Source organism: Haloplanus natans DSM 17983, assembly GCF_000427685.1.
GTDB classification, from domain to species: domain Archaea; phylum Halobacteriota; class Halobacteria; order Halobacteriales; family Haloferacaceae; genus Haloplanus; species Haloplanus natans.
Map to the genome: position 1 here is coordinate 305,719 of NZ_KE386573.1, position 23,796 is coordinate 329,514.

At 69.4% G+C, this 23,796-nt stretch carries 23 protein-coding genes; 13 read left to right on the forward strand and 10 right to left on the reverse strand.

The window, feature by feature from the left end:
• Positions 1-29: 29 nt before the first annotated feature.
• The 3 genes from HALNA_RS03980 to HALNA_RS03990 form a co-directional block, all read right to left on the reverse strand.
• Positions 30-1,268, reverse strand: coding sequence for an MFS transporter (locus tag HALNA_RS03980; protein ID WP_049935091.1), 1,239 nt, complete (start codon positions 1,266-1,268; stop codon positions 30-32).
• A 38-nt stretch (positions 1,269-1,306) separates the two neighbouring features.
• Positions 1,307-2,200: an alpha/beta fold hydrolase gene (locus HALNA_RS03985; RefSeq protein ID WP_049935092.1), complete on the reverse strand. Its 894-nt coding sequence runs from the start codon at positions 2,198-2,200 to the stop codon at positions 1,307-1,309.
• Positions 2,201-2,315: 115 nt separating this feature from the next.
• The gene (locus HALNA_RS03990; RefSeq protein WP_049935093.1) at positions 2,316-2,807 is read right to left on the reverse strand and encodes a phosphate-starvation-inducible PsiE family protein; all 492 of its coding nucleotides are present in this window, start codon (positions 2,805-2,807) and stop codon (positions 2,316-2,318) included.
• A 172-nt stretch (positions 2,808-2,979) separates the two neighbouring features.
• Between HALNA_RS03990 and HALNA_RS03995 the strand changes: the two genes are divergently transcribed.
• The 4 genes from HALNA_RS03995 to yciH all read left to right on the forward strand — a co-directional run bounded on the left by HALNA_RS03995 (position 2,980) and on the right by yciH (position 7,595).
• Positions 2,980-3,972, forward strand: coding sequence for an AAA family ATPase (locus HALNA_RS03995; RefSeq protein WP_049937949.1), 993 nt, complete (start codon positions 2,980-2,982; stop codon positions 3,970-3,972).
• A gap of 1 nt (position 3,973) precedes the next feature.
• Positions 3,974-5,011, forward strand: a complete 1,038-nt coding sequence (locus tag HALNA_RS04000; protein ID WP_049935094.1) for a DUF58 domain-containing protein — start codon at positions 3,974-3,976, stop codon at positions 5,009-5,011.
• Positions 5,008-7,194: a transglutaminase TgpA family protein gene (locus HALNA_RS04005; protein WP_049935095.1), complete on the forward strand. Its 2,187-nt coding sequence runs from the start codon at positions 5,008-5,010 to the stop codon at positions 7,192-7,194. Before HALNA_RS04000 ends, HALNA_RS04005 begins: the two co-directional genes overlap by 4 nt.
• 107 nt (positions 7,195-7,301) lie before the next feature.
• Positions 7,302-7,595: a stress response translation initiation inhibitor YciH gene (gene yciH / locus HALNA_RS04010; protein ID WP_049935096.1), complete on the forward strand. Its 294-nt coding sequence runs from the start codon at positions 7,302-7,304 to the stop codon at positions 7,593-7,595.
• A 36-nt stretch (positions 7,596-7,631) separates the two neighbouring features.
• On the opposite strand, the gene HALNA_RS04015 is transcribed toward yciH, so the two are convergent.
• Genes HALNA_RS04015 through HALNA_RS04025 form a run of 3 tightly spaced genes read right to left on the reverse strand, consistent with a single transcriptional unit; the run spans position 7,632 to position 10,628 of the window.
• Positions 7,632-7,982, reverse strand: a complete 351-nt coding sequence (locus tag HALNA_RS04015) for a rhodanese-like domain-containing protein (RefSeq protein ID WP_049935097.1) — start codon at positions 7,980-7,982, stop codon at positions 7,632-7,634.
• Between the two features lie 55 nt (positions 7,983-8,037).
• A complete protein-coding gene (locus tag HALNA_RS04020; protein WP_049935098.1) occupies positions 8,038-9,240 on the reverse strand; it encodes a hypothetical protein in 1,203 nt (400 codons plus the stop codon).
• A 41-nt stretch (positions 9,241-9,281) separates the two neighbouring features.
• Complete coding sequence (locus HALNA_RS04025) at positions 9,282-10,628, reverse strand: ABC transporter substrate-binding protein (RefSeq protein ID WP_084509884.1); 1,347 nt, start codon at positions 10,626-10,628, stop codon at positions 9,282-9,284.
• Positions 10,629-10,868: 240 nt separating this feature from the next.
• On the opposite strand from HALNA_RS04025, the gene HALNA_RS04030 reads away from it, so the two are divergent.
• The 4 genes from HALNA_RS04030 to HALNA_RS04045 are packed head-to-tail and all read left to right on the forward strand — an operon-like array spanning position 10,869 to position 15,647.
• Positions 10,869-12,296, forward strand: coding sequence for a branched-chain amino acid ABC transporter permease (locus HALNA_RS04030; RefSeq protein ID WP_049935100.1), 1,428 nt, complete (start codon positions 10,869-10,871; stop codon positions 12,294-12,296).
• Between the two features lies 1 nt (position 12,297).
• A complete protein-coding gene (locus tag HALNA_RS04035) occupies positions 12,298-13,974 on the forward strand; it encodes a branched-chain amino acid ABC transporter permease (protein WP_049935101.1) in 1,677 nt (558 codons plus the stop codon).
• A complete protein-coding gene (locus HALNA_RS04040; RefSeq protein WP_049935102.1) occupies positions 13,971-14,939 on the forward strand; it encodes an ABC transporter ATP-binding protein in 969 nt (322 codons plus the stop codon). The genes HALNA_RS04035 and HALNA_RS04040 overlap by 4 nt, the downstream gene beginning before the upstream one ends.
• Before the next feature lie 3 nt (positions 14,940-14,942).
• A complete protein-coding gene (locus HALNA_RS04045; RefSeq protein ID WP_049935103.1) occupies positions 14,943-15,647 on the forward strand; it encodes an ABC transporter ATP-binding protein in 705 nt (234 codons plus the stop codon).
• A 7-nt stretch (positions 15,648-15,654) separates the two neighbouring features.
• Here HALNA_RS04045 and HALNA_RS04050 read toward each other — a convergent pair whose 3' ends face one another.
• Positions 15,655-16,380 carry a DUF547 domain-containing protein gene (locus HALNA_RS04050; protein WP_049935104.1) on the reverse strand — a complete coding sequence of 242 codons (726 nt, stop codon included), beginning with the start codon at positions 16,378-16,380 and terminating at the stop codon, positions 15,655-15,657.
• Between the two features lie 106 nt (positions 16,381-16,486).
• Between HALNA_RS04050 and HALNA_RS04055 the strand changes: the two genes are divergently transcribed.
• Genes HALNA_RS04055 through HALNA_RS04065 form a run of 3 tightly spaced genes read left to right on the forward strand, consistent with a single transcriptional unit; the run spans position 16,487 to position 19,169 of the window.
• Entirely contained in the window at positions 16,487-17,920 is a 1,434-nt protein-coding gene (locus HALNA_RS04055; RefSeq protein ID WP_084509885.1) for a radical SAM protein, read from the forward strand.
• The gene (locus HALNA_RS04060; protein WP_084509886.1) at positions 17,917-18,636 is read left to right on the forward strand and encodes a class I SAM-dependent methyltransferase; all 720 of its coding nucleotides are present in this window, start codon (positions 17,917-17,919) and stop codon (positions 18,634-18,636) included. Before HALNA_RS04055 ends, HALNA_RS04060 begins: the two co-directional genes overlap by 4 nt.
• Positions 18,637-18,677: 41 nt before the next feature.
• Positions 18,678-19,169, forward strand: a complete 492-nt coding sequence (locus tag HALNA_RS04065; protein WP_049935106.1) for a peroxiredoxin family protein — start codon at positions 18,678-18,680, stop codon at positions 19,167-19,169.
• 6 nt (positions 19,170-19,175) lie between these two features.
• Here the strand turns inward: HALNA_RS04065 and HALNA_RS04070 are convergent, their stop codons facing one another.
• A complete protein-coding gene (locus HALNA_RS04070) occupies positions 19,176-19,367 on the reverse strand; it encodes a hypothetical protein (protein ID WP_049935107.1) in 192 nt (63 codons plus the stop codon).
• A gap of 182 nt (positions 19,368-19,549) precedes the next feature.
• On the opposite strand from HALNA_RS04070, the gene HALNA_RS04075 reads away from it, so the two are divergent.
• The gene (locus HALNA_RS04075; RefSeq protein ID WP_084509887.1) at positions 19,550-21,217 is read left to right on the forward strand and encodes a methyl-accepting chemotaxis protein; all 1,668 of its coding nucleotides are present in this window, start codon (positions 19,550-19,552) and stop codon (positions 21,215-21,217) included.
• A gap of 41 nt (positions 21,218-21,258) precedes the next feature.
• Here the strand turns inward: HALNA_RS04075 and HALNA_RS04080 are convergent, their stop codons facing one another.
• Positions 21,259-21,870 (reverse strand): hypothetical protein, encoded by a 612-nt coding sequence (locus HALNA_RS04080; RefSeq protein ID WP_049935108.1) that lies wholly within the window; start codon positions 21,868-21,870, stop codon positions 21,259-21,261.
• A gap of 55 nt (positions 21,871-21,925) precedes the next feature.
• Positions 21,926-22,354, reverse strand: coding sequence for a hypothetical protein (locus HALNA_RS04085; RefSeq protein ID WP_049935109.1), 429 nt, complete (start codon positions 22,352-22,354; stop codon positions 21,926-21,928).
• 164 nt (positions 22,355-22,518) lie between these two features.
• Between HALNA_RS04085 and HALNA_RS04090 the strand changes: the two genes are divergently transcribed.
• Positions 22,519-23,727, forward strand: a complete 1,209-nt coding sequence (locus tag HALNA_RS04090) for an alpha-hydroxy-acid oxidizing protein (protein WP_049935110.1) — start codon at positions 22,519-22,521, stop codon at positions 23,725-23,727.
• Positions 23,728-23,796 lie beyond the last annotated feature (69 nt).

The following is a 23,796-nucleotide window of genomic DNA, read 5'->3' on the forward strand; positions in this document are numbered from 1 at the left end:
CCCCGTTCGCTCCCGACGGCCCAAAGGCGTTACCCGCCGACCGCGAGATTGGCGTAGCGGTCGGCGAGGACGACGGCGACGACGCCGAGGACGCCCCCGACGGCGACGACGCCGAGGAGCGTCCCCCGGACGGCGGCCTCGAAGCCGTAGCGCGGCGTCGCGAGGGCGACGGCGCCGCCCATGACGACCGGCGTGAGCGTACTGCCCACCCGGCCGGCGGACTCGCCGAGACTCACCAGCGACCCCCGGAGGGCGTCCGGCGCGAGCGTCGAGATGGTGCTCCGATAGAGCGTCAGGACGAGGCCGAAGCCCGCGCCGACGACGACGGCGGCGACGATGGCGACGGGGAGCGATGGCGCGAGAGCAACACCCCCGAGGCCGGCGCCCGAGGCGGCCGTGCCCGCGAGAAGGGGCACCCGCCGTGTCTCGAAGGCCGCCGTGAGACGCCCGACCTGCGTGCCGCCGACCGAACTCGCCACGCTGGCGACGCCGACAAGCGCGCCCGCCGCGCCGGGCGTCCCGTCCAGAAACCGCACGACGACGATCGAGTTGTACGTCAGGAAGCCGAACCAGAGAACCGAGGGGACGGCCCGTCCGAGGAGCACGAGTCCGAGCCGAGGGCTGCGGAGCGCGTCGCGCAGACGGCGGTCGTCACCGGTCTCATTTGCGTCCCCGTTCCCACCTGCCGACTCCTCGTAGTAGCGGTGGACGACGGCGGCCGCCGGGAGGCCGAGCGCGTAGATAGCGAAGGGGTACTGCCACGCGAGTGCGACGAGCAGCCCCGCCAGTACGGGAACGAGGGCGAGCGAGAGGCCGACCGTGGTGAACCGAAGCCCCTGTGCGGTCGCCTCGCGGTCCCCCGCGAAGAGGTCGCCCGTCGCGGCGATGAGGACGGGCGCGACGCCGGTGTAGCCGACGCCTTGCAGGAATCGCAGGGCGACGACCGCCCGGAAGTCGGTCGTGAACGCGAGCGCGGCGCCCGCGGCGCCGAAGACGGCCAGCCCCGCCGTGAGCACGGGTTTGCGGCCGTAGCGATCCGACACCAGCCCGACGAGCGGGATGGCGACGATGGCGGGCGCGGTAAAGGCCGCCATCACGAGGCCGATCCGCGCCTCGCTCACGCCGTAGACCGAGACGAGCGAATCGAGCAGCGGCGAGACGAGCGACGCGCCCATCGGGGAGACGAGGCTCCCGAGTAGAATCACCCTGAACCGTGGGTCGGCGGCCACGTCCGCGTTCTCGCCGACCAGTCGCTCCGTGAGTGCCACGTGGGTCGTGGACGACGCCCGGATTTGAGGCTTCCCTTCTACGGCGTCGGTCCCGCCGCGAACCCCTCGCGCAGACTCCTTGCCACCCGGTCCGGCCGCTCGTGATGAATCCAGTGGGTCGCGTCGTCGACGAGGACCGCCCGCCCGTCCCGGCAGTACGCGGCGCTCTCGCGTGCCATCTCGGTCCGGAGGAACTCGTCGTCCGTCCCCCACAGCACGAGCGTCGGCGGGTCGACCGGTTCGACCCGTTCCGGGAGCGGATACCGCGCGGCCGCCCGATACCAGTTCACCATCGCCGTGATCGCGCCGGGTTTCCCCCACGCCGCCCGGTAGCGTTCGAAGTCCGCGGCGTCGAACGCCCCCGGTCGACTCGTCTCGCGCAACGACTGCTCGAAGAGCCGCCAGTTGCCGGCGCGGAGGACTCGTTCTGGTAGGGCGGGAAGCTGAAAGAAGCCCATATACCAGCTTCGCCGGCGCTGGTCCCACGACCGCCGCAGGGTTCGCTGCATGACCGTCGGGTGGGGAACGTTCACCGCGGTGAGCGTCGCGACCCGGTCCGGATCGTCGAGTGCCAGCCACCACGCCACCGCGGCGCCCCAGTCGTGGCCGACGACGTGGGCGGAACCCCCCGTCGCGTCGATCAGGTCCGCGGCGTCGGCCGCGAGCGTCGGCAGGCGGTAGGCGGCGACGCCCGACGGCTTCTCGCTCTCGTTGTATCCCCGCTGATCGGGCAGGTGGACGCGGTAGCCCGCCTCGGCGAGACGACGGGCGACCGGGAGCCAGCCGAACCAGAACTCGGGGAAGCCGTGCAGGCAGACGACCGGCGGGCCGTCTTCGGGGCCGAGGCTGACGACGTGCAGGCGGACGCCCTCCGTCTCGACGACGGTCGACGTGCCCTCGGACGGGCGGGGCCGCGCGGGATCGGTGGACACGTCCGGACGTACGGCGCCGAGTACAAAGTATGCCCGCGTCGTACGGACTGCTGTAACGGGTTACCGTGTTCGCCGACCCGGGCGACCCGCCGGGACTGACTCACAATGATCACTATCAGCTCATGAGTTTCTGCCCGTAGCCCCGTTCGACGAGGAGGAGTCCGACCAGTCCGAGGATGAGGACGGTGTACGCCACCGCGGCGAACAGGGCGTCCTGTGTCGTCGCGTACTCGCCGGTCCGGAAGATGATCGTCTTTCGAACCATCGCGATGACGCCGGTGTAGATCACCAGCCGGACGATCCGTCGCGTCTCGCTCTCCTCGGTGTACGCGATGACCGTCTCGTACACCTCGACGATGATGAGGAGGAGGAGGCCGGTGTCGATGAAGCCGATGACGACGAGCGGGTCGGTGATCCTCCCGCTCCGAACCGCCCCCACGATCTGGATGATGAGGTCGACGACACCGATGGCGAAAAGCAGCGCGAACACCGCGGCGGCGACGAGTTCGGCCGCGTGGATGAACCGGTTGGTCATGTTGGCGACGCGACCCGGCCCTGGCCGCTCGCGTCCCTCCGGTTCGACTGACTCCTCCGCGTCGTCGGTCATACGACCACGCCCTCGCCTCGATTCCGAGACACGCGATACCGTACGTGGGCGCGGAGTAAAAGCCAGTGGTCGGTCACGGCCGAAAGTATAGGTGTGTCGGGGCGTTACACACGGCAACTCGCCGCCGGTCGGTCGACCGCCGGTCGGACGCCCCGTCGGCGCGATGCTATCCATGACGGACACAGGGACCCCGCACTCCGACCCCGACCCCGAGAACGTACAGGCGGCCGCACCTGCCGACGGCCCCGCTCCCCTGTCGGTGTCGGACGCAGCGACGCTCACCGACCGCATCATCGAGAACGTCGAGGAGGTCATCGTCGGCCAACACGACGCCATCGAACACATCCTCGTCGCGATGCTCGCGCGTGGTCACCTCCTCTTGGAGGACGTGCCCGGCGTCGGCAAGACGGTTCTGGGGCGGGCGGTCGCTACCTCCGTCGACTGCTCGTTCAAGCGCGTCCAGTTCACGCCCGACCTCCTCCCCTCCGACGTGACCGGCGTCAACGTGTTCAACCAGAAGACCCGGGAGTTCGAGTTCCGCTCCGGCCCCATCTTTGCGAACGTCGTCCTCGGCGACGAAATCAACCGTGCGCCGCCGAAAACGCAGGCCGCCCTGCTGGAGGCGATGGCCGAAGAGCAAGTCACCGTCGACGGCGAGACGCGCACGCTCCCCAACCCGTTTACGGTCATCGCGACCCAGAACGACGTGGAGCCGGGACGCACCTACGATCTGCCGATGGCGGAGATCGACCGCTTCATGAAGAAACTCCGCCTCGGCTACCCGGACGAGGACGCGGAGACGGCGCTGCTTCAGCGGGTTGCGGGCGACCATCCGATCGACTCGCTCGATCCCGTGGCGACGCTCGACGACCTCCGTGGCGCCCGCGCGACGGTCGCGAACGTCACGCTGAGCGAACCCGTCCGTCGGTACGTCTCGCGGCTGGCGACTCACACGCGCGACGAGGCGACCCTCGGCGTCAGTCCCCGGGGCGCCATTGCCCTCGTCCGCGCCGCGCAGGCGCGGGCCGTCCTCGACGGCCGCGACTACGTCATCCCGGACGACGTACAGACCGAGGCGCCGAGCGTCTGGAGCCACCGTATCGACGCCGACCGCGCCGGACTGGCGGTCGTCGAGGCCGCCCTGGAGGCGGTCCCGGTCGAGTGAGATGCGCGGGGTTCGACCGACGCGGCGCGGCGTCGCCGCCCTCGTCGTCGCGGCCGTCGCCGTCGCCATGAGCAGGGCCTTCGGCCCCCGGGCGCTCGACGCGGTCGTTCTCCCCATCGCCGTGGCGTTCCTCGCCGCGGCGGTCCAAATCGCCTTGCTCGACGCTCCGGCGGCGACCAGAACGGTGCCACGACCGGCCGACCCGGGCTCGACGGGCACCGTTTCGCTGTCCCTCACCGCCGACACGCCCGCCACCGCGACGGTCCGTGATCGCCTCCCGCCGGGACTCGACGGCGACGGGCGGGGGACCGCCCTCGTCGGCGGCGATCCCGTCACCTATCCGGTGACCTACCGCGAACGCGGCGTTCACGAATTCGGCCCCGCCGTCGTCCACGCGCGGGATGTCCTCGGCCTCGTGCGGCGGACCTTCGTCACCGAGGGGCGGACGCCGGTGCTGGTGTATCCGCGCGTCTACCACCCGTCGACCCCCGTCGCCGAGCGGTTGCGGGCGCTGTCGACCCCCGCCGCGGCCGCCGAGCGCGGCGCGTTCGACCACCTCCGGGAGTACACCCGGAGCGACTCGCTTCGCGACGTGCACTGGAAGTCGAGTGCCAAGCGCGACGACCTCGTCGTCCAGGAGTTCGTCGACGAGGGGGACGGCCCGACGGTGACGCTGTCGGCGAGCGCGGCGTCGGGGTATGCCGACCGGATGGCCGAGGCGGCGGCGACGGTCGGCTACGCCCTCCTCACGGAGGAAGCGAGCGTCGTCCTCGTGACACCCGGTGGACGGGTGCTGTGCTCGCCCGGCGAGACCGACCGCCTGCTCGCCCACCTCGCCCGTGTCGACGCCGGACACGTCACCGACCGCGACGCCGACGTGGTCGTCCACGCGGGCGACGACGGCACGAGGGTCCGGATCGACGGCGCGACGCTCCCGTTCGATCCCGGGCGGCGGCGGTCGATCGGCGGCGACGACGCGGGTGTGGAGACGACCGCCGATCGACCACCAGCCGCCGACAGGCCGGGGGTGACGGCGTGAGCGTCGACACCGGACGCCCCGGCATCCTCCCGGCCTCGTTCGTCCCGGATTTCCGTCTCGTCACGCTCGCCGCCCTCGTCGCCCTCACCGCCTCGTACGGGAGTGTCCTCTATCACGTGACGGACGTGGTCGGCGGGGCGCGACTCATGATCGCGGTGTTGCTCGGCTCGGCGTCGCTCGCCCTCGCGGTCGGTCGGGTGCTCCGGGTGCGGACGGCCGTGTTTCTGACCATCCTCCTCGTCGGCGGCGGGGTGACGGTGTATTTCGTCTCCGTGCCCGCGAGCCAGCGGGCGCTCATCTCGCCCGCACGCCTCGTCTCGGACACCGTTGCCCTCCTCACCGGGCTGTCGGTGTTGCGGCTGACGCAGGCGAACGTCTGGGCGCTGTCCGTCGCGCCCGCGCCAGTCTTTCTCTCGTGGTATCTGGCCGTCCGCCGACACTACGTCGCGAGCGTCGTCGTCGGTGGTATCGCCCTCGGCCTCCTCGTGTTGACCGGCGACGCGGGGACGTTCACGACGCTTCTCGGCGTCGTCGGCGGGGCGGCCGTCGTCGGCTTCGGTACCCTGGATCGCCACGGTGGGACCGCCGCACAGGTCGACACGCTCGTCGTCCTCTTCGTGGCGATGGTGGTGGTCGCGGCGACGCTCTCTATCGCCCCGACGACGCGTGCGGGGCCCGTCCTCCCCGACCGTTCCTCGCCGAGCGGCGTGACGAGTTTCGTCGATTCGGGCGACAGCGTCCGGGTCGTGGGGACGATTCGGCTCTCGCCGCAGGTGCAGTTCACGGTCGAGAGCCCCGTCGAGGAGTACTGGGCGACGGGGACGTACGACCGCTACACCGGATCGGGGTGGGTGCGCTCCGGCGACACCGACCCGTACGTCGGTCGGTTGGGTGGACCACCCGGTGGCGGGCGGGCAGTCACCCAGACGGTCACCGCGGAGACGGACCTCGGTGCGATGCCGGCGGCGTGGCGCCCGACCCAGGTGGAGGGCATCCCGTCGGGTCGCGTTCGGGTGACCGACCAGGGGACCATCCGTCCCGCGACGACCATCGACGCCGGTGAGTCCTACGTCGTGACGAGTCGGGTGCCGAACGCCCCGGTGGAGGAACTCCGGGTCGCCGACGCCGACTACCCGGAGGAGGTGGCCACCCAGTACACACAGCTTCCGTCGTCGACGCCGGATCGGGTCGCGGAGCGGGCCGCGGCGGTGACGGCCGAGGCGGACGCCCAGACGCCCTACGAGAAGGCGCGGGCGATCGAGTCGTATCTGGAGTCCAGCAAGCGCTACTCGCTGACCGTCGAGCGACCCGACGGCGACGTGGCCGACGCCTTCCTGTTCGAGATGGACGCCGGCTACTGCACCTACTTCGCGACGACGATGGTGACGATGCTCCGTGCCGAGGGCGTCCCCGCGCGGTTCGTCACCGGCTACACCGCCGGCGAACGGGTCGCCGACGACGAGTTCGTCGTGCGCGGCCTCGACTCCCACGCCTGGGTGCAGGTGTATCTCCCCGATCAGGGCTGGGTGCGCTTCGATCCGACGCCGGCCGGCCCCCGGCAGTCCGCGGAGCGGGCGCGCCTCTCCGAGGCCCGACAGAGCGGCGACCCCGGCGTCGATACCGAGAACTCGGGCGGGACGACGCCGACGCCGACGCCGACCGGCGACGAGGGGGCCACGACCGACGCGACGCCGACGCCGGCCGGCAACGCGTCGGTCGGCACCGGCGATCCGGGCGCCATCGGCGACACCGGCCCGAGCATGTCGACGACGACCGACGGCGGGTTCGAACTCCCCTCCGGAGAGATACTCGCGTTCTGGGGGGTCGTCCTCGTCGGCGTCGGGGCGGCCGTCCGTCGCACTGGCGCCGGCCGTCGTGCCGTCCGGGCGGTGTGGCTCCGCCGGCGCGGGCCGCGGCGCGACCCCGACGCCGACGCCGTGCGGGCGTTCGACCGCCTCGCGTACCTGCTCGAACGACAGGAACGGCCGCGCCGAACCGGCGAGACGCCGCGGGCGTTCGTCCGGAGCGTGACGAGCGACGCGCGTGCCCACCGCATCCTCGCGACGTACGAACGCGCCCACTACGGTGACGGGGTGGACCGCGCCGCCGCCGCCGACGCCACCGACACCGTCGGCGAACTGATCCGAGAGCGAACCCTCCCGATGCGGCTGTTCGCCCGCTGAACGGTCGCGTCGGGCGGGACGGGACGCCGACCGTGACTCGCGGAACCGCTATCCCGCCCGGCATCCCGACACTGTTTAATAGTCCCATCCAGTAGCTTTACGCTGTAATGTCGGAAGTCTGCTCGACGTGCGGGCTCCCTGAGGAACTCTGCGTCTGTGAGGACGTGGCCAAGGAGTCTCAGGAGATCAATATCCGCATCGACGAGCGCCGTTACGGGAAGGAAGTAACGATCATCGAAGGGTTCGATCCGAAAGACGTCGACATGGACAGCCTGTCGTCGGACCTGAAGTCGAAGTTCGCCTGCGGTGGAACCGTCGAAGACGGCTCGATCGAACTTCAGGGGAACCACCTCGGCCGCGTGGAGGATTTCCTCCGCGATAAAGGGTTCAACGTCGCGTGATCGTGACCGCCACCTGACCGCCCGCCCGTCGAGTTCTCAGAACGGCGACTCCGGCGTCTCGCCGTCGTCCGTCGCTGCTTCGAAGTCACCCTCCCACGCCTCCAGGCCGCCAGCCATGCTCTCGACGCGTGCGTCTTTCGTCCCCTCGTAGGAGCCGATGAGCCGCGCGGCCTGTACGCTCGCCTTCCCGTGTGGACAGACGGTGACGATGTGGTCGGCGCCGGTCAACTCGTCGATCCGATCCGGTAGCTCCCCGAAGGGGACGTTCTCGCTGCCGGGGATGTGGCCGCGGGCGAACTCGCCCGGCGATCGAATGTCGACGATTCGCGGTCGGTTCTCGTCGTCGAGCAGGGCTTCGACCTCCTCGACGGAAATCTCGTCGTCCATACCCGCCCAACGAACGTCGAGTGGATAAGCGTCCGGGTCCACAGCCGCCCGACCGTCACCCGGTTCGAAGCACTGCCGTCGGCAGTCGGTCCCGTCGCTCGGCCGGATCAGCCGGCAGGTCACGCGTCTCGTCGAGCCCCGCGTCGGGGGCCGTCCACAGGAGCGTGGTGTCGGCGCCGTCCGCGTACGCCTCGACCGTCGGCCGCGTCACCCGTTCGACGGCGAGCGTCCGGTCGTCGAGGAGCAGACGTTCGAGGTGGGCGAACGCGTCGGCCGGCCCGTCGACGGCGAGGAGGTGCAGTCCCGTGCCGGCCGGCCGGTCGGCGACGGCGAGGGCGGCCACGCCAGTCGCCTCGGCCCGCTCGACGAGTTCGGGGAGTGTCGCCTCGACGCCCGCGAGCGCGTCGTGGAGGCGGTCGACGCCAGCCGAGGGGTCGACCCGTTCCCCGTCACCGTCGCCGTCGTCGAACACCGTCAGCATCGACCCCGTGCCCGTCCCCGTCGATCGTTCCTCGATCCCGAACGGCAGGACCCGGTCGCCGATCCGCACCGCGTCGGCGTCCGCGACGGCCGGGGGGAGCGACGCGGCGCCGGGGTCCGGGACGTGGACCGACAGCGGCAGGTCGCGGTCCCAGTCGGGGCGGACCGTCTGGACGCCGATGGCCGCTGCCCCACGGTCGTCCCGGAGCGTCTCGATCAGCGCCCGTAGCTCGACGGTTTCGACCGTCTCGTCGAGCAGGCGTTCGACCGCGTCGCTGAAGCTCTCCTCCGGGCCGAGATGGCGTGCGAGGCGTTCGACCACCCGCCCCTCGACCCACAGGGGCGTCGGCTCCTCGAAGAGGTCGGCGGGGTACGGCGGGGGCTGGGTGTACTCGACCGTCGCCTCGGCGGCGTCGATTTTTCCCCGCGCCCGGTCGTGGTAGTCGGCGACGATGGTCCGCGAGAGGGGGTCACCGTCGGCCGACCGGCCGATGGCCCAGACGTAGAGGCCGATGGCGTCGAAGGTGAGGCGGTCGGCCCCGTCGTGGACGAGGTTGCGCAGCACCCAGGTGGTCGCCTCCCGCTCCGAGAGCGTCGTCTCGGCGGCGACCCGTTCGACGTAGGAGCCGTACAACTGTTCGAGCGTGTAACAGTACTCCTCGATTTCGTCCCTGGTGACGTTCTCGGGGAGCGGGTCGACGCGCGTGAAATCCAGCGCCGCCCCGATGACGTTTAGCTTGGTCGAGGGGTGCCAGCCGTCCTCGAACTCGGCGCGCATGGCGGCGCTACGAGGGGCGGCGGGTTAAACGCCCGGTCGGCTCAGATCTTGCCTTCGAAGTACGACAGCGGCACCTCCTCGACCATCTGGGCCTCGCCGCCCTGAACCTGCAGGATGCGGTAGGGGACGACGGGTTCGAGGTTCTCGTTCAGGTCGACCGTGCCGGAGGCGCCGTCGTAGTCGATGGCGTCGCCGTTGGCGATAGCGTCCTTGCCGGCCCCGAATCCCGCGACCGACACCTGTGTGTCGCTGTCGCTGTTGGGCCGCGAGACGCTCCGGATGTTCCGCGCGATGCCGGTGCCGCTCGCCTCGCCCGCCTTCTCCAGCGCGAAGCCCATGAGATACGTCGCGTCGTAGGCGTGGGGAGCGAACTGCGTGATGTTGCTCTGGCCACCCATGTTCTCCTGGAACGTCTGGCTGTTTGCAGTCTGGGGCGACGTGATGTACATCCCCTCGACGATGTCCGAGAGGTCGGAGAGGAGCTGTGGCGACAGGATGGCTTCGGCGCCGACCCACTGGCCGCCGTAGCCGCCCTGATTCCACTGTTGGAGGATCGTCCGACCGTTGCCGGGGTACATGACCGCGCCGATGGCGTCGGGGTCACCCTGGAACACCGAGTTGAGCGTCGACGTGTAGTCGCTCGTCGCCTGGGAGTACGCCACCATATTCAGCGTCTCGCCGTCGAAGTTCTGGCTCGCAGCCTCGGCGAGTCCCTGCCCGTACGGGTTGTCGACGTAGAGGAACGACACCGTCTCGGCCTGGATCGACTGGTTCAGCACGCGCGCCATCACGAGTGCCTGCTGGACGTCGTTCGGCGAGGTCCGGCCGTAGTATTTCACGCCGTTGCTCTCGTTGACGCCGGCCGTCGCCAGCGCGGGCGAGGTGTTGCCGTTGGACACCTCCATCACCCGGTTGTCGCGGGCGATGGGGGCGAGCGTCGTCCCGATGCCGCTGGAGTACGGTCCAACGAGACCGACGATGCCCTCCTGATTGATCATCGTCCGGAACTTCTGGGCCGCCCGCGACGGGCTTCCCTCGGTGTCGCGGTTGATTGGGTTGATCTGCCGTCCGCCGAGGACGCCGCCGCTTCCGTTGATCTCCTCGACGGCGAGGTTGAACGCCCGCTGGTGGCCGCCGCCGTAGGCGCTGTTCGTGCCCGTGATCGGGAAGATGGAGCCGAGCGAGATGGGCTCGCCGCCGTCCATGCTGCCCTCGGTTTCCGTGGCCGTATCACCGCCGCCGCCGTCCATCGACGTTTCCGTGGGCGTCGCCTCGTCACCACCGCCACCGCCGCCGTCCTGTTGGGAGCAGCCGGCAAGCGAAACGATACCGACCGTACCTGTCGCGCCGAGTCCTCTGAGTACGTCCCGTCGACTTCGTTCTGACATTACGTGTGCTGTGTTCTTTCTTGACATAGATTAATCTATGGTCCGAGAAAGTCGACAACTCGGGGGTTCCCGATAGGAGCGGTCCATGTATCGCGCCCGACGGCCCCCGGACGTGTGGGTTCGTCCGGGCAAAAAGTATAAATTAATTGAATAGATCGGCGACGGACGCTCCCCGCGAAACGTTCACGATCGATTCACCGCCACCGAAATGATATTAACCCCTGACAGTGATTCGCAGACATGGCCGCCGAGACGGGTTTATTGAACGCGGTTATGACCGGCATCGTCACGGGGAGCATCGTTGCGCTCGGGGCGACTGGTCTCGCGTTGGTGTACGACATCGCCGAAGTCCCCAACTTCGCCCACGGGGATCTGTTGACACTCGGCGCGTACGCCGCGTTACTGGTCAACAAACCGGATACGGTTCCGCTGTTCGACGTGCTCGCGACTGGCCCCCAGCAGGTCGGCGTCGCCGGCGCCGCCGTCCTGTTCGTGCTCTCGGCCGCCGGCGTCCTCGGCACCGTCTACCACCTCGGCGGCGTTCCGGCGCTGAAAGGACGCTGGTGGGGCGTCGACGTTCCGGACGGCCTCGCCCTCGGCGTCCACGCCGGACTCGCCGCGTTGGTCGGCGCCGGCGTGGTGCTCGGGGCACCCGACTTCGGGGCTGCACTCCTGTTTTCTTTCGTGTTGCTCGGCGCCATCGTCCCGCTGCTCGAATCGCTGGTCTTCCGGAAGTTCCGCGAGAAGGACGTCGAACTCGCCTTGATGCTCATCGTCTCTCTCGCCGTCGCCTTCGTCGTCCGCTTCGGCATCCAGACGATTTTCGGCGGCCAGATTCGGTTTTACTCCGTCGAGACGACCCTCTCTTTCATGGGCGGGCAACTCGACATCACGCTCGCGAAGTTCTTCGACTTCTTTCTCACGAACGAGGGGCTATTCGTCAGCATTCAGGAGACGCGTGGCGGCTCCTCCGTCCAACTACTCGTGATGCAGTACGCGTGGCTGGAACTCGCCGTCGTCGCCGTCGCCGCGGCGGCAGTGGCGTACGCCGCCCACCGCTGGCGGCGGGACACGGCCGGCGTCGTCGGGCCGCGACTCGCCGCCACCATCGGCGGCCTCGCCGTCCTCGCCGTCGGCGCGGCGGCGTTCTGGGGCGGTGCCAACGGCACCGTCCCCGACGCGTCGCTGCTCTCGACTCGAATCCGCACCTCACCGCTGCGTCTCGGCATCATCGCGCTCGCCCTGCTCATGATGTCGGCGCTTCATTACCTGTTACAGGCGACGACGCTCGGGAAGGCGATGCGCGCGACCAGCGACAACCGCCGGCTGGCGATGGTCCGCGGTATCAACACCCGTCAGGTGATGATGTCCGTCTGGATCATCTCCGGCCTCTTCGCCGCCATCGGCGGCGTCATGCTCGGCTTCCTGTTCAGTTCCATCACGATCAACCTCGGATTCAACCTCCTGCTCGCCATGTTCGCCGGCGTCATCCTCGGCGGCATCTCCGTCTACGGCGCCATCCTCGGTAGCTACGTCGTCGGCCTCGCGATGGAGGTGGGTATCTTCGCCATTCCCGGACTCAGCGCCACCTACCGCATCCCGGTGGCGTTCGTCGTCCTCCTGCTCGTCTTACTGGTCAAACCCGAAGGCATCGTGGGGGGGAGCTGAGATGGCGGCCTCCGACGTCGTCATCTCCTTTATGTTACTGGTGTCGATTTACGGCATTCTCTCGCTCGGCCTGAACGTCAAGTACGGCCACACGGGGCTGCTCGACTTCGGCCACGTCGGGTTCTACCTCGTCGGCGCGTACACGGCGGCGCTGTTCGTGCTCGGCCCCGACGATCCGACCGACTTCACCGCGTACGTCATCGGGTTCGGCGACGTGCCGGTCGTCGGCACGTGGGGCGTCGCCATCCTCGCGGCGACGCTTCTGGCCGGCCTCGTCGGCGGTCTGGTGGCGCTGCCGACGATCAGGTTACGCGAGGACTACCTCGCCATCACCGTCCTCGGGGTGTCGGTCATCTTCCAGCGGGTCATCCAGTCCGAAACCTGGCTGGCCAACGGTCCGGACGCGCTTCGGGGGTACAGCCCGCCGCTCCAGTCGCTGTTCCCCCTGGCGATGGACACGACGGTCGGCCCGGCCTTGTTCGGCCTCATCATCACCGTCGTCTGGGCCATCGCCACCGGCGCGTTCGGGCGGCTCCGCGACGGCGACTCGCGGCTCCCGCTGTCCGCCGTCTACGCCGTGGCCACGTTCGGCTTGGCGCGCCTCCACCGCCGGACCGACGGCCTGGGCTCCCTCCCGGCCGTCAGCGCGCTCGCCGGCCTCGTCGCCGGTTTGCTCTCCTTTGCCCTCCTCGTCGCCGTCGACCCGCTGTTGACGCTCGGCGTCCTCGTCTCCCTCTATACGTGGTTCGTGGCGCTGGTGGCCGTCTCGCATCACTACCGCCACCTCGGGTGGCGCGAGGGGGCCGTCGGCGTCGCGCTCGGGACGGGCCTACTGGTCGCGTTGCTCCCGCTTCCAATCGTCGAGTCCGTCGGCCTCAAAAGCGCCCTGACGCTCGGCCTCCTCGGCACGCTGGTCGTCGCCTACTACCTCGCGGTCACCCGGGTCGAGTGGGTCGCCGCGGTGAAACTCACCGTCGTCGGCGTCGGCGCGCTCTGGTTCGTCGCGCTCTGGTATTTCCTCCTGCCGATTCTGGGGCCGCTCGGCGACGGCGACGTCGCCGCCGCGCTCAACGTCCTCTTCCAGAACGTCGTCTGGGTGCTCCAGTTCGGCGGTGACGTGGGTATCGACTACGCCGTCGTCTTCATCGGTGACCTGACGACCAAGGTCGACTACTCGCGGTTCCAGCTCGCCGGGTTCGTACTCTTTCTGGCCGGGCTCTACTACGTCCTCGAACTCACCGTCCGGTCGCCGTTCGGCCGCGTCCTGCGGGCCGTGCGCAACGACGAGACGGTGGTGCAGTCGCTCGGGAAGGACCCCTTTGTCTACAAGGTCCAGACGATGGCCCTCGGCTCGGCGCTCGGCGGCTTCGCCGGCGCCCTCTGGGCCATGTACGCCCAGGGGCTGACCTTCACCACCTTCGCCCCCCGGATCACTTTCATCACCCTCCTCATCATGTTCCTCGGCGGCGTGGGTAACAACAAGGGGATGCTCCTCGGTGCCGGCATCTTCTGGGCGTTCCAGCAGGCGACGACACAGCTCGCCTCCTACTTCCCGCCCGCAGTGCGTGTCAACATCCAGGCGTTCCGGCTCGTCGTCGTCGGCGTCCTGTTCCTCCTGGTCCTCTACTACGTGCCGGAGGGCCTGCTCGGCCGCGACGAACGGGAGGTGGAGGGATGAGCGACCCCATCCTCGAAGTCGAGGACCTGCGCAAGACCTTCGGCGGCATCGTCGCCGTCGACGGCGCCACCTTCGACATCGCCGAGGGGTCGATCACGGGCCTCATCGGCCCGAACGGGGCGGGCAAGACGACGACGTTCAACCTCATCAGCGGCTTCTACGAGCCCGACGGCGGCGTCGTCAGATACGACGGCCGTGACCTGCAGGAGATCATGCGCCCCCACCGCGACGAGACGGTCATCTGGGGCGGAGCCAGCGGCATCACGGCCGGCACACTCGGCGGCATCGTCGGGCTCGGCCCGCTCGGGCTGGGCGCGGCACCCGCCCTCGGCACGACACTCGCCGGGACGGCCCTCGGCGCCGGCGGCTATCTCGCCAAACAGCGGCTGACACAGCGCCGCCCCGGCCACACCAACAGCCGGCCCTACATGCTCGCCCGTGAGGGGCTGGTGCGGACCTTCCAGCTCACGCGCGAACTCGGCGAGATGACGGCACTGGAGAACCTGATGCTCGCGCCCCAGGGGCAGGCGGGCGAGAACCTGGCCAACACCTGGTTCCGGCGCGACGCCGTCCACGAGGAGGAGGCGACGGTGCGTGCCCGCGCCGAGGAGATGCTCGAACTCCTCGAAATCGAGCACGTTCGCGACGAGCCCGCGGGCAACCTCTCCGGCGGCCAGCGCAAACTCCTCGAACTGGGACGGGTGTTGATGCTCGAACCGCGGCTCATCCTGCTCGACGAACCCGTCGCCGGCGTCAACCCGTCGCTCACGAAGAAGCTGATGGCCCGCATCGAACGGCTCCGCGACGAGGGCTATACGTTCTGTATCGTCGAACACGACATGGAGGTCATCATGGAACTCTCCGATACGATCATCGTCATGAACGAGGGGAAGAAACTCGTCGAAGGACAGCCCGAGGAGATTCGAAACGACGACGCGGTCATCGAGGCTTACCTCGGGGTGTAACGAATGGCACTACTGGAAGCACGCGACGTGGTGTCGGGCTACGGCGATGCGGAGATCATCCACGGCGTCGACCTCGACGTCGGAAGCCAGGAGATCGTCACCATCATCGGGCCGAACGGCGCGGGCAAGTCGACGATGATGAAGGCCATCTACGGCCTCATCGACTGCTGGGAGGGCACCGTCACCTTCGACGGCGAGGAGATAACCGACCTCCGGGCGGACCAGGTGACCGAGCGCGGGATGTGTTACGTGCCACAGCGCGAGAACATCTTCCCGACGCTGACGGTGCGCGAGAACCTCGAAATGGGCGCGTACATCGACGATCCGACGCCCGCCGACTTCCAGGCGGTGTGGGATCGGTTCCCGTTCCTCGAGGAGCGGGAGAACATGCGCGCCAGCGCTATGTCCGGCGGCCAACAGCAGATGCTCGCGCTCTCCTCCGCGCTGATGATCGACCCCGACCTGTTGCTCGTGGACGAACCGAGCGCCGGCCTCGCGCCCGACCTGGTCGACGACATGTTCGATCGTCTGGTCGAGATTCGCGACGAGACCGAGACGGCCATCCTGATGGTCGAACAGAACGCGAAGAAGGCGCTCTCGGTCTCCGACCGGGGGTACGTCCTCGATATGGGTGAAAACCGGTTCGAGGGCTCCGGCGCCGACTTGCTGGAGAGCGACGAAGTCGCCGAACTCTATCTCGGCGGATGAGCGGCCGTCACGCGACGAACTTGCCAGGGGTCTTCGACCAGTCCCACGCCCGGTGGCGGATCGACGGCGACGCGTCCGCGGGGACGATTCCGTACTCCCGGAGTAGCCGCCTGATCCCCGCTCCCCCGCCGAAGTCGCCGCGGTACCACAGGAACACGCGCGGAACGCGGACGACGCCGCCGTCGGCGTCGTAGGTGACGGTGGCGTCGAGGTAGGTCCGCGTCGCCAGATCGAGTTGCTCGTCGACGGCGTCGGGCTCGTACGCTCGAATCGCCGGACAGCTTGCGGCCCCACAGTTCAACGCGAAGTGAATCCGCGGATCGAGGGATGACAGCCGGTAGCGACGCTCGAACGACGTACTGTGGAGCTTCGGGAGATAGCCCAGGCCGTACTTCGACCGGCCGCCCCGCAGCAGGCCGTTCTCGATGCGACCGAGCGAGAGGGGAGTTCCGCCGACCGTGAGCGCCGGCGTCCGGAAGAACCGAACGACTCGGAGTGGGCTCTCGTACAGTGCCGGCCGGTCGTCGAGCAACAACTGCGTCCCCGCGTTGTAACAGTTCAGCCAGAACGCGAGCGCCGTCTCGCGGTCCGTCCGCACCCGTTCCAGGTCGGCGTCGTCGAGCGACGCGAGCGCCGACGCGTACGCCTCGGTCGCCGTCCCCCGCTTGCAAGCGACCAACAGTTCCCGGGCGAGGGTAGCCGGTGTCGACGCCGACGGTTCCCTCACCTCCATGCCCGTCGGTCTGCGTTACCCGGAAAAAAGCGTTGTGCGCTTCGGTATCCGTCACGCCCACGCACAGCCACGACACCCTTATGATCGACGTGTGCTCACGCCACCCATGGCAGCCGACGAACTCGGCACGACGACGAGTCTCTGTCCCGACTGTCTGGAACCCGTGCCGGGTCGGTACGAGAAACGATCCGACGGCGTGTATCTCACGCGGGAGTGTGCCGACCACGGGGTCGCCAGCCGACAGGTCTGGGGCTCGTTCGACCACTGGGAGTGGGCGGGCGACTTCGGCCCCTCTCCCACTCACGACGGCGGCGACCTGACGGTCGACCCCGACCACGCTTGCCTCGCCATCGTCGAGGTGACCGACGACTGTAACCTCTCCTGTTCGTTCTGTTTCGCGAGTTCGGGTCCCGGCGGCGAGGGCCGGTCGACGGCCGAAATCGACGCCCTCCTCGACACCGTGGCCGAGGCCGGCGGGCGCCCGATCCAGTTCTCCGGCGGCGAACCGACGGTCCGGGACGACCTGTCCGAACTCGTCGACCACGCACGGAACCGGGGCATCGACCACGTCGAGGTCAACACGAACGGCATCCGGTTGGCGACCGAGGACGGCTACGCCGACACGCTCGCCGACGCCGGCGTGACGGCCGTCTACCTGCAGTTCGACGGGCTGACGGCCGACACCTACGAGCGAATCCGCGGCGTCGACCTCGTCGACGAGAAGGGCGCCGCCATCGACGCCTGTCGTCGGGCCGACCTCCCGGTCGTCCTCGTCCCCACCGTCGTCCCCGGCGTCAACGACGACGAGATGGGGGATATCGTGCGGTTCGCCCTCGATAACCGTGACGTGGTCCGCTCGGTCAACTTCCAGCCGGTGGCTCACTTCGGCCGCTACGACCAACACGAGGGCCGGTACGCTATCGACGACGCCACCCGACAACTGGCCGACCAGATCGACAGCCTCGACCCCCGAGATATGCTCCCCGCCCCCTGCTGTTCGGCCTACTGTCAGATCGGGACGGCGTTCGTGCCACGGGACGCCGACGTGGACGGCGACGACGGTGCAGCGAGTGCCGACACCGACGACTTCCCTTTCGTCCCCCTCACCCAGTTCGTCGACGACCACCTCTGGGACACCGTCTCCGGGCTGGTCGACGAGGTGGACTACATGGAACTGCTCGCGGGCACCGCCGCCGGCCAGGAGTGGGCCTGTAAGACCGCCGGCTGCTGTGGCGTCGATACGGGTGGCGTCGCCGACCTGTTCGACGAGGTGGTCCCCGTCTCGTTCACGGGATTCATGGACGCCGACGCCGCCGACGTGAACCGCCTGAGCAACTGCTGTCTCGCCGTGCCGACGACCGACGGCGACCTGGTCCCCTTCTGTGGTTACAACATGACGACGACCGACGGCGAGTACGCGCTCCGAAACCGCAACGGGTGGGGCGGACGCGAGACGGTAGATGGCGAGACGCCGCGGCCCGACGGCGGCGACGTCGACTGCGATGCCCCCGCCGATCGGACGGGGGGCGATCCCCGATGAGGGGGCTTTTGGACGCCGCTCTAGCCGATCCGTGGACGACGCTCGACACCCTGCTCGACGGACCGCTCCATCCGGGCGGGCGGGCGGCCACCGAGCGCCTCCTCGACCGCGCGGACGTGGGGGCTGACACCCGACTGCTCGACGTGGGCTGTGGCGCCGGCGCCGGCCTCACGCTCGCTCGGGACCGTGGCGCCGATGCCGTCGGCCTCGATGCCAACCCGCAGATCGACGGCCTCGGTGCCGGCCCCGCTCCGATCCGCGGCGAGGCGACGACGCTTCCCGTTTGCGACGGCGCCGTCGACGTCGTCCTCGCCGAGTGTGTCCTCTGTCTGACCGATCTGCCGGCGGCGCTCTCCGAGTGCCGGCGCGCCCTCCGCGGGGGCGGGCGGCTCGCAGTGTCCGACGTGGTCGTCGACGGCGATGGTCCCGTCGTCCCCGACGCGGTTGCCGAGGCGTGCTGTCTCACCGGCGCGCGGAGCCGTGCCGACCTGACCGCGGCGCTCGCCGACGCCGACTTCGCGGTCGAATCGATCCACGACCACCACGACGACCTGGTGGCGATGCGTGACCGCGTGCAGGACCGGGTCGACTACGACACGCTCCTCGGCTTCATGGGCGACCGGGGGCAGCGAGTACGGACCGCGATCGAGGAGCTAGAGGGCGCCCTGGTGGATGAGCGCATCGGCTACGTCTCCGTCGTCGCGCGCGCCGAGTAGGTAGCCGCCAGCGTATTGTCGCCGCGGCCCGACGTTCGACCATGCACGAGGTCCGCGAGTTCTCGCTGCCGAACGTCGGTCCCGGCCCCGATCCGTTCACGCTCGACGCACTCGACGCGGACGTGGCCTTCGTCGTCCTCCTGTTCCAGCGTGATTACTACTGCACCAACTGCCGGAGCCAGGTACAGGCCGTTGCCGATCGGATCGACGACTTCCGTGCCCGCGACGCCACGCCCGTCTCGATTCTCCCCGAGTCGGTCGAACGCGCCGACGCGTGGCAGGAGCGGTACGAGCTTCCCTACCCGTTGCTCGCGGACCCGGACGCCGACGTCTCCGACGCGTACGACCAGCCCGTTCGCTTCGGCTTCCTCGGTCGCTTCAGCGACTTTCTGGGCCGGATGCCCGAGGTGGTGATCCTCGACCGACGGGTCGATCCGCCGTCGATAGCCTACGTCCACCAGGGGCGCTCGACGTTCGATCGGCCGTCGGTCGACGACTTGCTCGGCGAACTCGACGCGCTCCGGGAGGCGTGACGGCCGCTATTTCCGACAGGGACAGACGCTCGATTCGACCCGGTCGCGCACCGTCCCCGCAATGAACCCGCTCGCGCCGCCGAAGCCGGCGCCGATACCGGCGCCGACCGGCCCGAGGGGACTGCCCATCGCCGCGCCGACGGCCGCACCCGCCGCCGCGCCCTTCTTCGCGTGGTCTTTCTTCTTGTGTGGAAGCATCGACCGGGGTTACGGTTTGGTCGGCAAAAGCCTACCCCCGACGCCACGGCCGGTGACCGGACGCCCGGTCGGTTCGGGGTGTGATACTGGCGCCGTCAGTCGCTCGACGCCATCCCGTCGCCGTTCCTACGAGCTGATAATCGGAGGTGGGGTTTGTTCGCCGTCACCGCGACCGGCCGTGTATGGACGCGATACTGGACCGCTACCAACGAGCCCTCTGGGGGTCGATGGACTACCTCGGCGTCACCGAATCGATCGAGCGGAAGTTCGTCGCCGCCGTGACGATTCAGTTCGGCGCCGCGGTTCTGCTCGCCGTCCTGCCGTTCGTCCTGGCCGGGACGGTGCGTGCCGTCGTGACCGCGGCACTGCTCGGTGGCGCCGCCGTCGCCCTCGGGAACACCCTGTTGATCGCCCGTCGGGACTTCGTGGCGCCCGTCCGGGAACTGGAGGCGGCGGCGACGACCATCGCGGCCGGCGAACTCGACGCCGCCGAAGTCACGGTCGAGGACCAGGCCGACGAAATCGGCAGTCTCGTCCGCGCGTTCGACGGGATGCGCGCCTCCTTGGAGACGGTCTCCGCGCAGGCCGACGCCCTCGCCGCGGGGGCGTTCGACGACTCCGTCCTCGACGAGGCGGTGCCCGGTTCGTTCGGCGACGACCTCGATCGGATGACGGACAACCTCCGCGCGAACACGCGCGAACTCGAGGCACTGACCGAACATCTCGAACGCACCGCCGACGAGTACGGCGACGTGATGGCCGCCGCCGCGGCGAAGGACCTCTCGGTCCGGATGGAGCCCGACGACGAGAGTCCGGCGATGGCCGCCATCGCCCGCTCGTTCAACGAGATGCTCGACGATCTGGAGGCGACGGTCGGCGAGGTGTCCGCCTTCGCTGACACCGTCTCGGAGCGGACCGTCGACACCGCCGCCGACCTCGACGAGGTGGCGCGGGCGAGCGAGGAGACGAGCGAGGCCACGGGCGACATCGCCGCCGACGCCGAGACCCAGCGCGAGCAGCTCCAGCGGATCGTCGCCGAGATGAGCGACCTCTCGGCCACCGTCGAGGAAATCGCGGCGTCGGCCGAGGGCGTCGCCGAGGTGGCCACCCGCACCGCGGACCGGGGCGACGAGGCACAGGAGGCGGCCGGCGAGGCGCTCGACCGGATGGACGCCATCGAGTCACGGGCGACCGAGACGATGGCCCGGCTCAGCGAACTCGACGACCGGATGGACCGCATGGGCACTATCGTCGCCACCATCTCCGACATCGCCGAGCGGACGAACCTCCTCGCCTTGAACGCCTCCATCGAGGCGGCCCACTCCGGCGAGGGGGCGGACGGCTTCGCCGTCGTCGCCGACGAGGTCAAAAGCCTCGCGGAGGAGGCACAGGCGGAAGCGACGGACGTTCAGGAGATCATCGACGGCATCCAGTCCCAGACCGAGACGGCCGTCGAGGGGATGCGCCGGACGACCGAGGAGGTATCCGACGCGGTCGAGACGGTCGAGGCCGCCATCGACTCGCTCGACCGGATCGTCGAACTCGCCCACGAGACCGACGAGGGGATGCGGGAGATCACCGACGCGACCGACCAAGGGGCCGCCTCGACCGAGGAGACCGTCGCCACGCTCGAACGGATCGAGACGACGAGTCAGGAGACGGCCACGGAGGCCACCGATCTCGCCGAGGCCGCGACGGCCCAGGCCGACTCGCTCGACGACACCTCGACGCGCGTCCACGAGTTGGCCGACCAGGCCGAGACGCTCATCGACCTGCTCGACGAGTTCGCGCTCGATACGGCGGGCCGGCCGGCGGCGGCCGACACCCGGGCCGCCGCCGATGCCGACTGACGGGCCGACGACCCACCGGCACACAGCTACGGCAATCCGCCTCAGTCGGCGACGGCGGCGAGGTTCGCGGCGAGGCCGCTGAACAACAGGAGGACCGTCACGGCGAGGTTCGCCGTCTCACTACCGAACACGACCGGCACCGTCGAAATCTCCGCCGCGAAGCCGTTGAGCACGCCGCCAACGATCAGCGTCACGCCGACGAGCCCGAGCACGAGGCTGCCGATCCGTCCGAACCGGCCCTTGTCGCTTCCCGCCATCGCCTCGGCGATGGCCTCCCCGACCGTCTCACGCACCGCGTCGTTGACGTACTCCTGTAAAGTCGACTCCCGCTCGTCGAGTTCGGCCGCGCGCTCCGACAGCTCCTTTTCACGCTCCGCGATGGCCGTCTCCCGGTCGTCGAGTTCCGTTTCACGCTCGGCGATTCGCTTCTCGCGGCCGTCGAGCTCCGCCTCCCGCTCGTCGAGTCGCTTGCGCTCCTGTCGAAGCTCCGTCGCGCGGTCGTTCAGCTCCGCTTCCCGCTCGTCGAGTTCGTCGGCGAAATCCGACAACCCTCGCTCTCGCTGGTCCAGCGCCCGGCGCTCCTCGCTCAACGCCCCCTCGTCCGGCGGGTCGGTCACCTCGGCGTCGGTGAACGGGTCGTCGTCGTTGCTCATGGGAGTCGTTCGCATCCGGACGAGTAAATATGGGGTGGTCGTCGGGCCGCGGCGATCACTCCGTCTCCTCGGGCGGCGCGTCCGTGGCCGGCTCGCACTCGAAGTCGACGACCTTCCGGTGAGTCACGGTGCAGGTGTGTCCGCCCCCGACGCCGCTGCCGGGAACCTTCGACAGCAGCCAGTCGCGCCAGCGCCACGTGCAGGACGCCCTCGGCGGGCTCGACCAGACGAGCCGCCCGATCTCGCGTGGCGTGGGATCACACCCGTCCGGGCAGTCCCCCGCCGCCCGCCGGAACGCCGTCAGCAGGACGTTTACGTCCTTGATCGCCGTTGCGTTCGCCCGCCGGTAGGCCGTCCCGCGGGTAGCGTCCGTCGCGCTGGCCGTCGACTGCCGGTCGAACTGCTGGCCGTCGGGGCAGCCGCGCCAGATGCGCGGGAAGACGTTCAACAGCGCTTCCTGGATCTCCACTTCGGTGATTCCCATAAGTAAGCCTCCTCGCGTCCGCACCGTGCGAACACGGAAGCCAAAGCTAGGTCGCGAGGCGTGTTAGTAACGCGTACCCTTCCCACGGACCGAGTAACTAACCGACGGCCGTGCTTTCCCCCACGTTCCCGGTAGCTTATTTTCGATCGGTCCTTAGCCGGGGTATGTCAGAGCTCGGCAGCGGGTACGGCACACGGCGAGTCAACGAACTCTACCGCCGCGGCACGCTGGACGGCGACCCGCCGGACTTCCCCGTCTCGTACGACGACCTCCGGACGGCCGCTCTCGAAGCGATGTCGCCGGAGGGACGGGCGTACGTCGCAGGGGGTGCCGGGAACGACGAAACCTTCGAACGTGGACAGGACTTCTCCGCGTGGCGCATCGTCCCGCGGATGCTCCGCGACGTCGAGTCACGCGACCTCTCGACGACGGTCGTGGGTCAGGAGTTCCCGGTCCCCATCGCGCTCACGCCGCTCGGCATCCAGTCGCTGCTCCACGAGCGGGCCGAACACGCGACCGCGGAGGCCGCCGCCGATGTCGGCGTGCCGACGGTCCTCTCCTCGCTCTCGTCGACGCCGATGGAGGCGGTCGCCGACGCGCTCGGATCGACCCCGAAGTGGTTCCAGTTCTACTGGTCCTCGGACGAGCGCATCGCCCGGAGTTTCCTGACGCGGGCCGAGGACGCCGGCTACGACGCCATCGTCGTCACCGTCGACGCCCCGATCCTGGGCTGGCGCGAACGACTGATCGAGCGCGGGTACTACCCCTTCTTGGAGGGCGACGGCGTCGCGAACTACTTCTCCGACCCCGCGTTCCGCGACCGACTCGACGCGCCGCCCGAGGAGGACACCGAGGCGGCCGTCGAGGAGTTCCTCGACATCTTCGGCGACGCCTCGCTCACGTGGGACGACCTCTCGTTCGTCCGCGACCACACCGACCTCCCCATCGTCGTCAAGGGCGTCCTCGACCCGCGTGACGCCGAACTGGCCGTCGAACACGGCGTCGACGCGGTCGGCGTCTCGACACACGGCGGCCGGCAGGTCGACGGCTCGATCACGGCTCTCGAAGCGCTGCCGGAGATCGCCGCGGCGGTCGGCGGCGAGGTCGACATCACCTTCGACAGCGGCGTGCGCCGCGCCGCGGACGCGTACAAGGCGATCGCCCTCGGCGCCGATCTGGTCATGCTGGGCCGCCCCTACGCGTACGGACTGGCCGCCGGCGGCGCCGACGGCGTCCGGACGGTGCTCCGGAACCTCCTCGCGGAGTTCGACCTGACCATGGGGCTGTCCGGTCGCCGGGCGGTCGACGACATCGGCCGCGACGCCGTCCGGCACGCGTCGACGCTCGCCCCGGAGCGATCCGGACGGCGCTGACCGGGTTCCCCCGCCCCGAGTATTATACGTGATAGCGAGGCACCAACCGCTATGTCGTCTCCGGGAGGA

Excerpts from the sequence above, each read along its gene's own strand:
- HALNA_RS03990 (WP_049935093.1), bottom strand. The coding sequence starts at position 2,807 with ATGACCGACGACGCGGAGGAGTCAGTCGAACCGGAGGGACGCGAGCGG.
- HALNA_RS03995 (WP_049937949.1), top strand. The coding sequence starts at position 2,980 with ATGACGGACACAGGGACCCCGCACTCCGACCCCGACCCCGAGAACGTA.
- HALNA_RS04000 (WP_049935094.1), top strand. The coding sequence starts at position 3,974 with ATGCGCGGGGTTCGACCGACGCGGCGCGGCGTCGCCGCCCTCGTCGTC.
- yciH (WP_049935096.1), top strand. The coding sequence starts at position 7,302 with ATGTCGGAAGTCTGCTCGACGTGCGGGCTCCCTGAGGAACTCTGCGTC.
- HALNA_RS04015 (WP_049935097.1), bottom strand. The coding sequence starts at position 7,982 with ATGGACGACGAGATTTCCGTCGAGGAGGTCGAAGCCCTGCTCGACGAC.
- HALNA_RS04020 (WP_049935098.1), bottom strand. The coding sequence starts at position 9,240 with ATGCGCGCCGAGTTCGAGGACGGCTGGCACCCCTCGACCAAGCTAAAC.
- HALNA_RS04025 (WP_084509884.1), bottom strand. The coding sequence starts at position 10,628 with ATGTCAGAACGAAGTCGACGGGACGTACTCAGAGGACTCGGCGCGACA.
- HALNA_RS04030 (WP_049935100.1), top strand. The coding sequence starts at position 10,869 with ATGGCCGCCGAGACGGGTTTATTGAACGCGGTTATGACCGGCATCGTC.
- HALNA_RS04035 (WP_049935101.1), top strand. The coding sequence starts at position 12,298 with ATGGCGGCCTCCGACGTCGTCATCTCCTTTATGTTACTGGTGTCGATT.
- HALNA_RS04040 (WP_049935102.1), top strand. The coding sequence starts at position 13,971 with ATGAGCGACCCCATCCTCGAAGTCGAGGACCTGCGCAAGACCTTCGGC.
- HALNA_RS04045 (WP_049935103.1), top strand. The coding sequence starts at position 14,943 with ATGGCACTACTGGAAGCACGCGACGTGGTGTCGGGCTACGGCGATGCG.
- HALNA_RS04050 (WP_049935104.1), bottom strand. The coding sequence starts at position 16,380 with ATGGAGGTGAGGGAACCGTCGGCGTCGACACCGGCTACCCTCGCCCGG.
- HALNA_RS04055 (WP_084509885.1), top strand. The coding sequence starts at position 16,487 with ATGGCAGCCGACGAACTCGGCACGACGACGAGTCTCTGTCCCGACTGT.
- HALNA_RS04060 (WP_084509886.1), top strand. The coding sequence starts at position 17,917 with ATGAGGGGGCTTTTGGACGCCGCTCTAGCCGATCCGTGGACGACGCTC.
- HALNA_RS04065 (WP_049935106.1), top strand. The coding sequence starts at position 18,678 with ATGCACGAGGTCCGCGAGTTCTCGCTGCCGAACGTCGGTCCCGGCCCC.
- HALNA_RS04070 (WP_049935107.1), bottom strand. The coding sequence starts at position 19,367 with ATGCTTCCACACAAGAAGAAAGACCACGCGAAGAAGGGCGCGGCGGCG.
- HALNA_RS04075 (WP_084509887.1), top strand. The coding sequence starts at position 19,550 with ATGGACGCGATACTGGACCGCTACCAACGAGCCCTCTGGGGGTCGATG.
- HALNA_RS04080 (WP_049935108.1), bottom strand. The coding sequence starts at position 21,870 with ATGAGCAACGACGACGACCCGTTCACCGACGCCGAGGTGACCGACCCG.
- HALNA_RS04085 (WP_049935109.1), bottom strand. The coding sequence starts at position 22,354 with ATGGGAATCACCGAAGTGGAGATCCAGGAAGCGCTGTTGAACGTCTTC.
- HALNA_RS04090 (WP_049935110.1), top strand. The coding sequence starts at position 22,519 with ATGTCAGAGCTCGGCAGCGGGTACGGCACACGGCGAGTCAACGAACTC.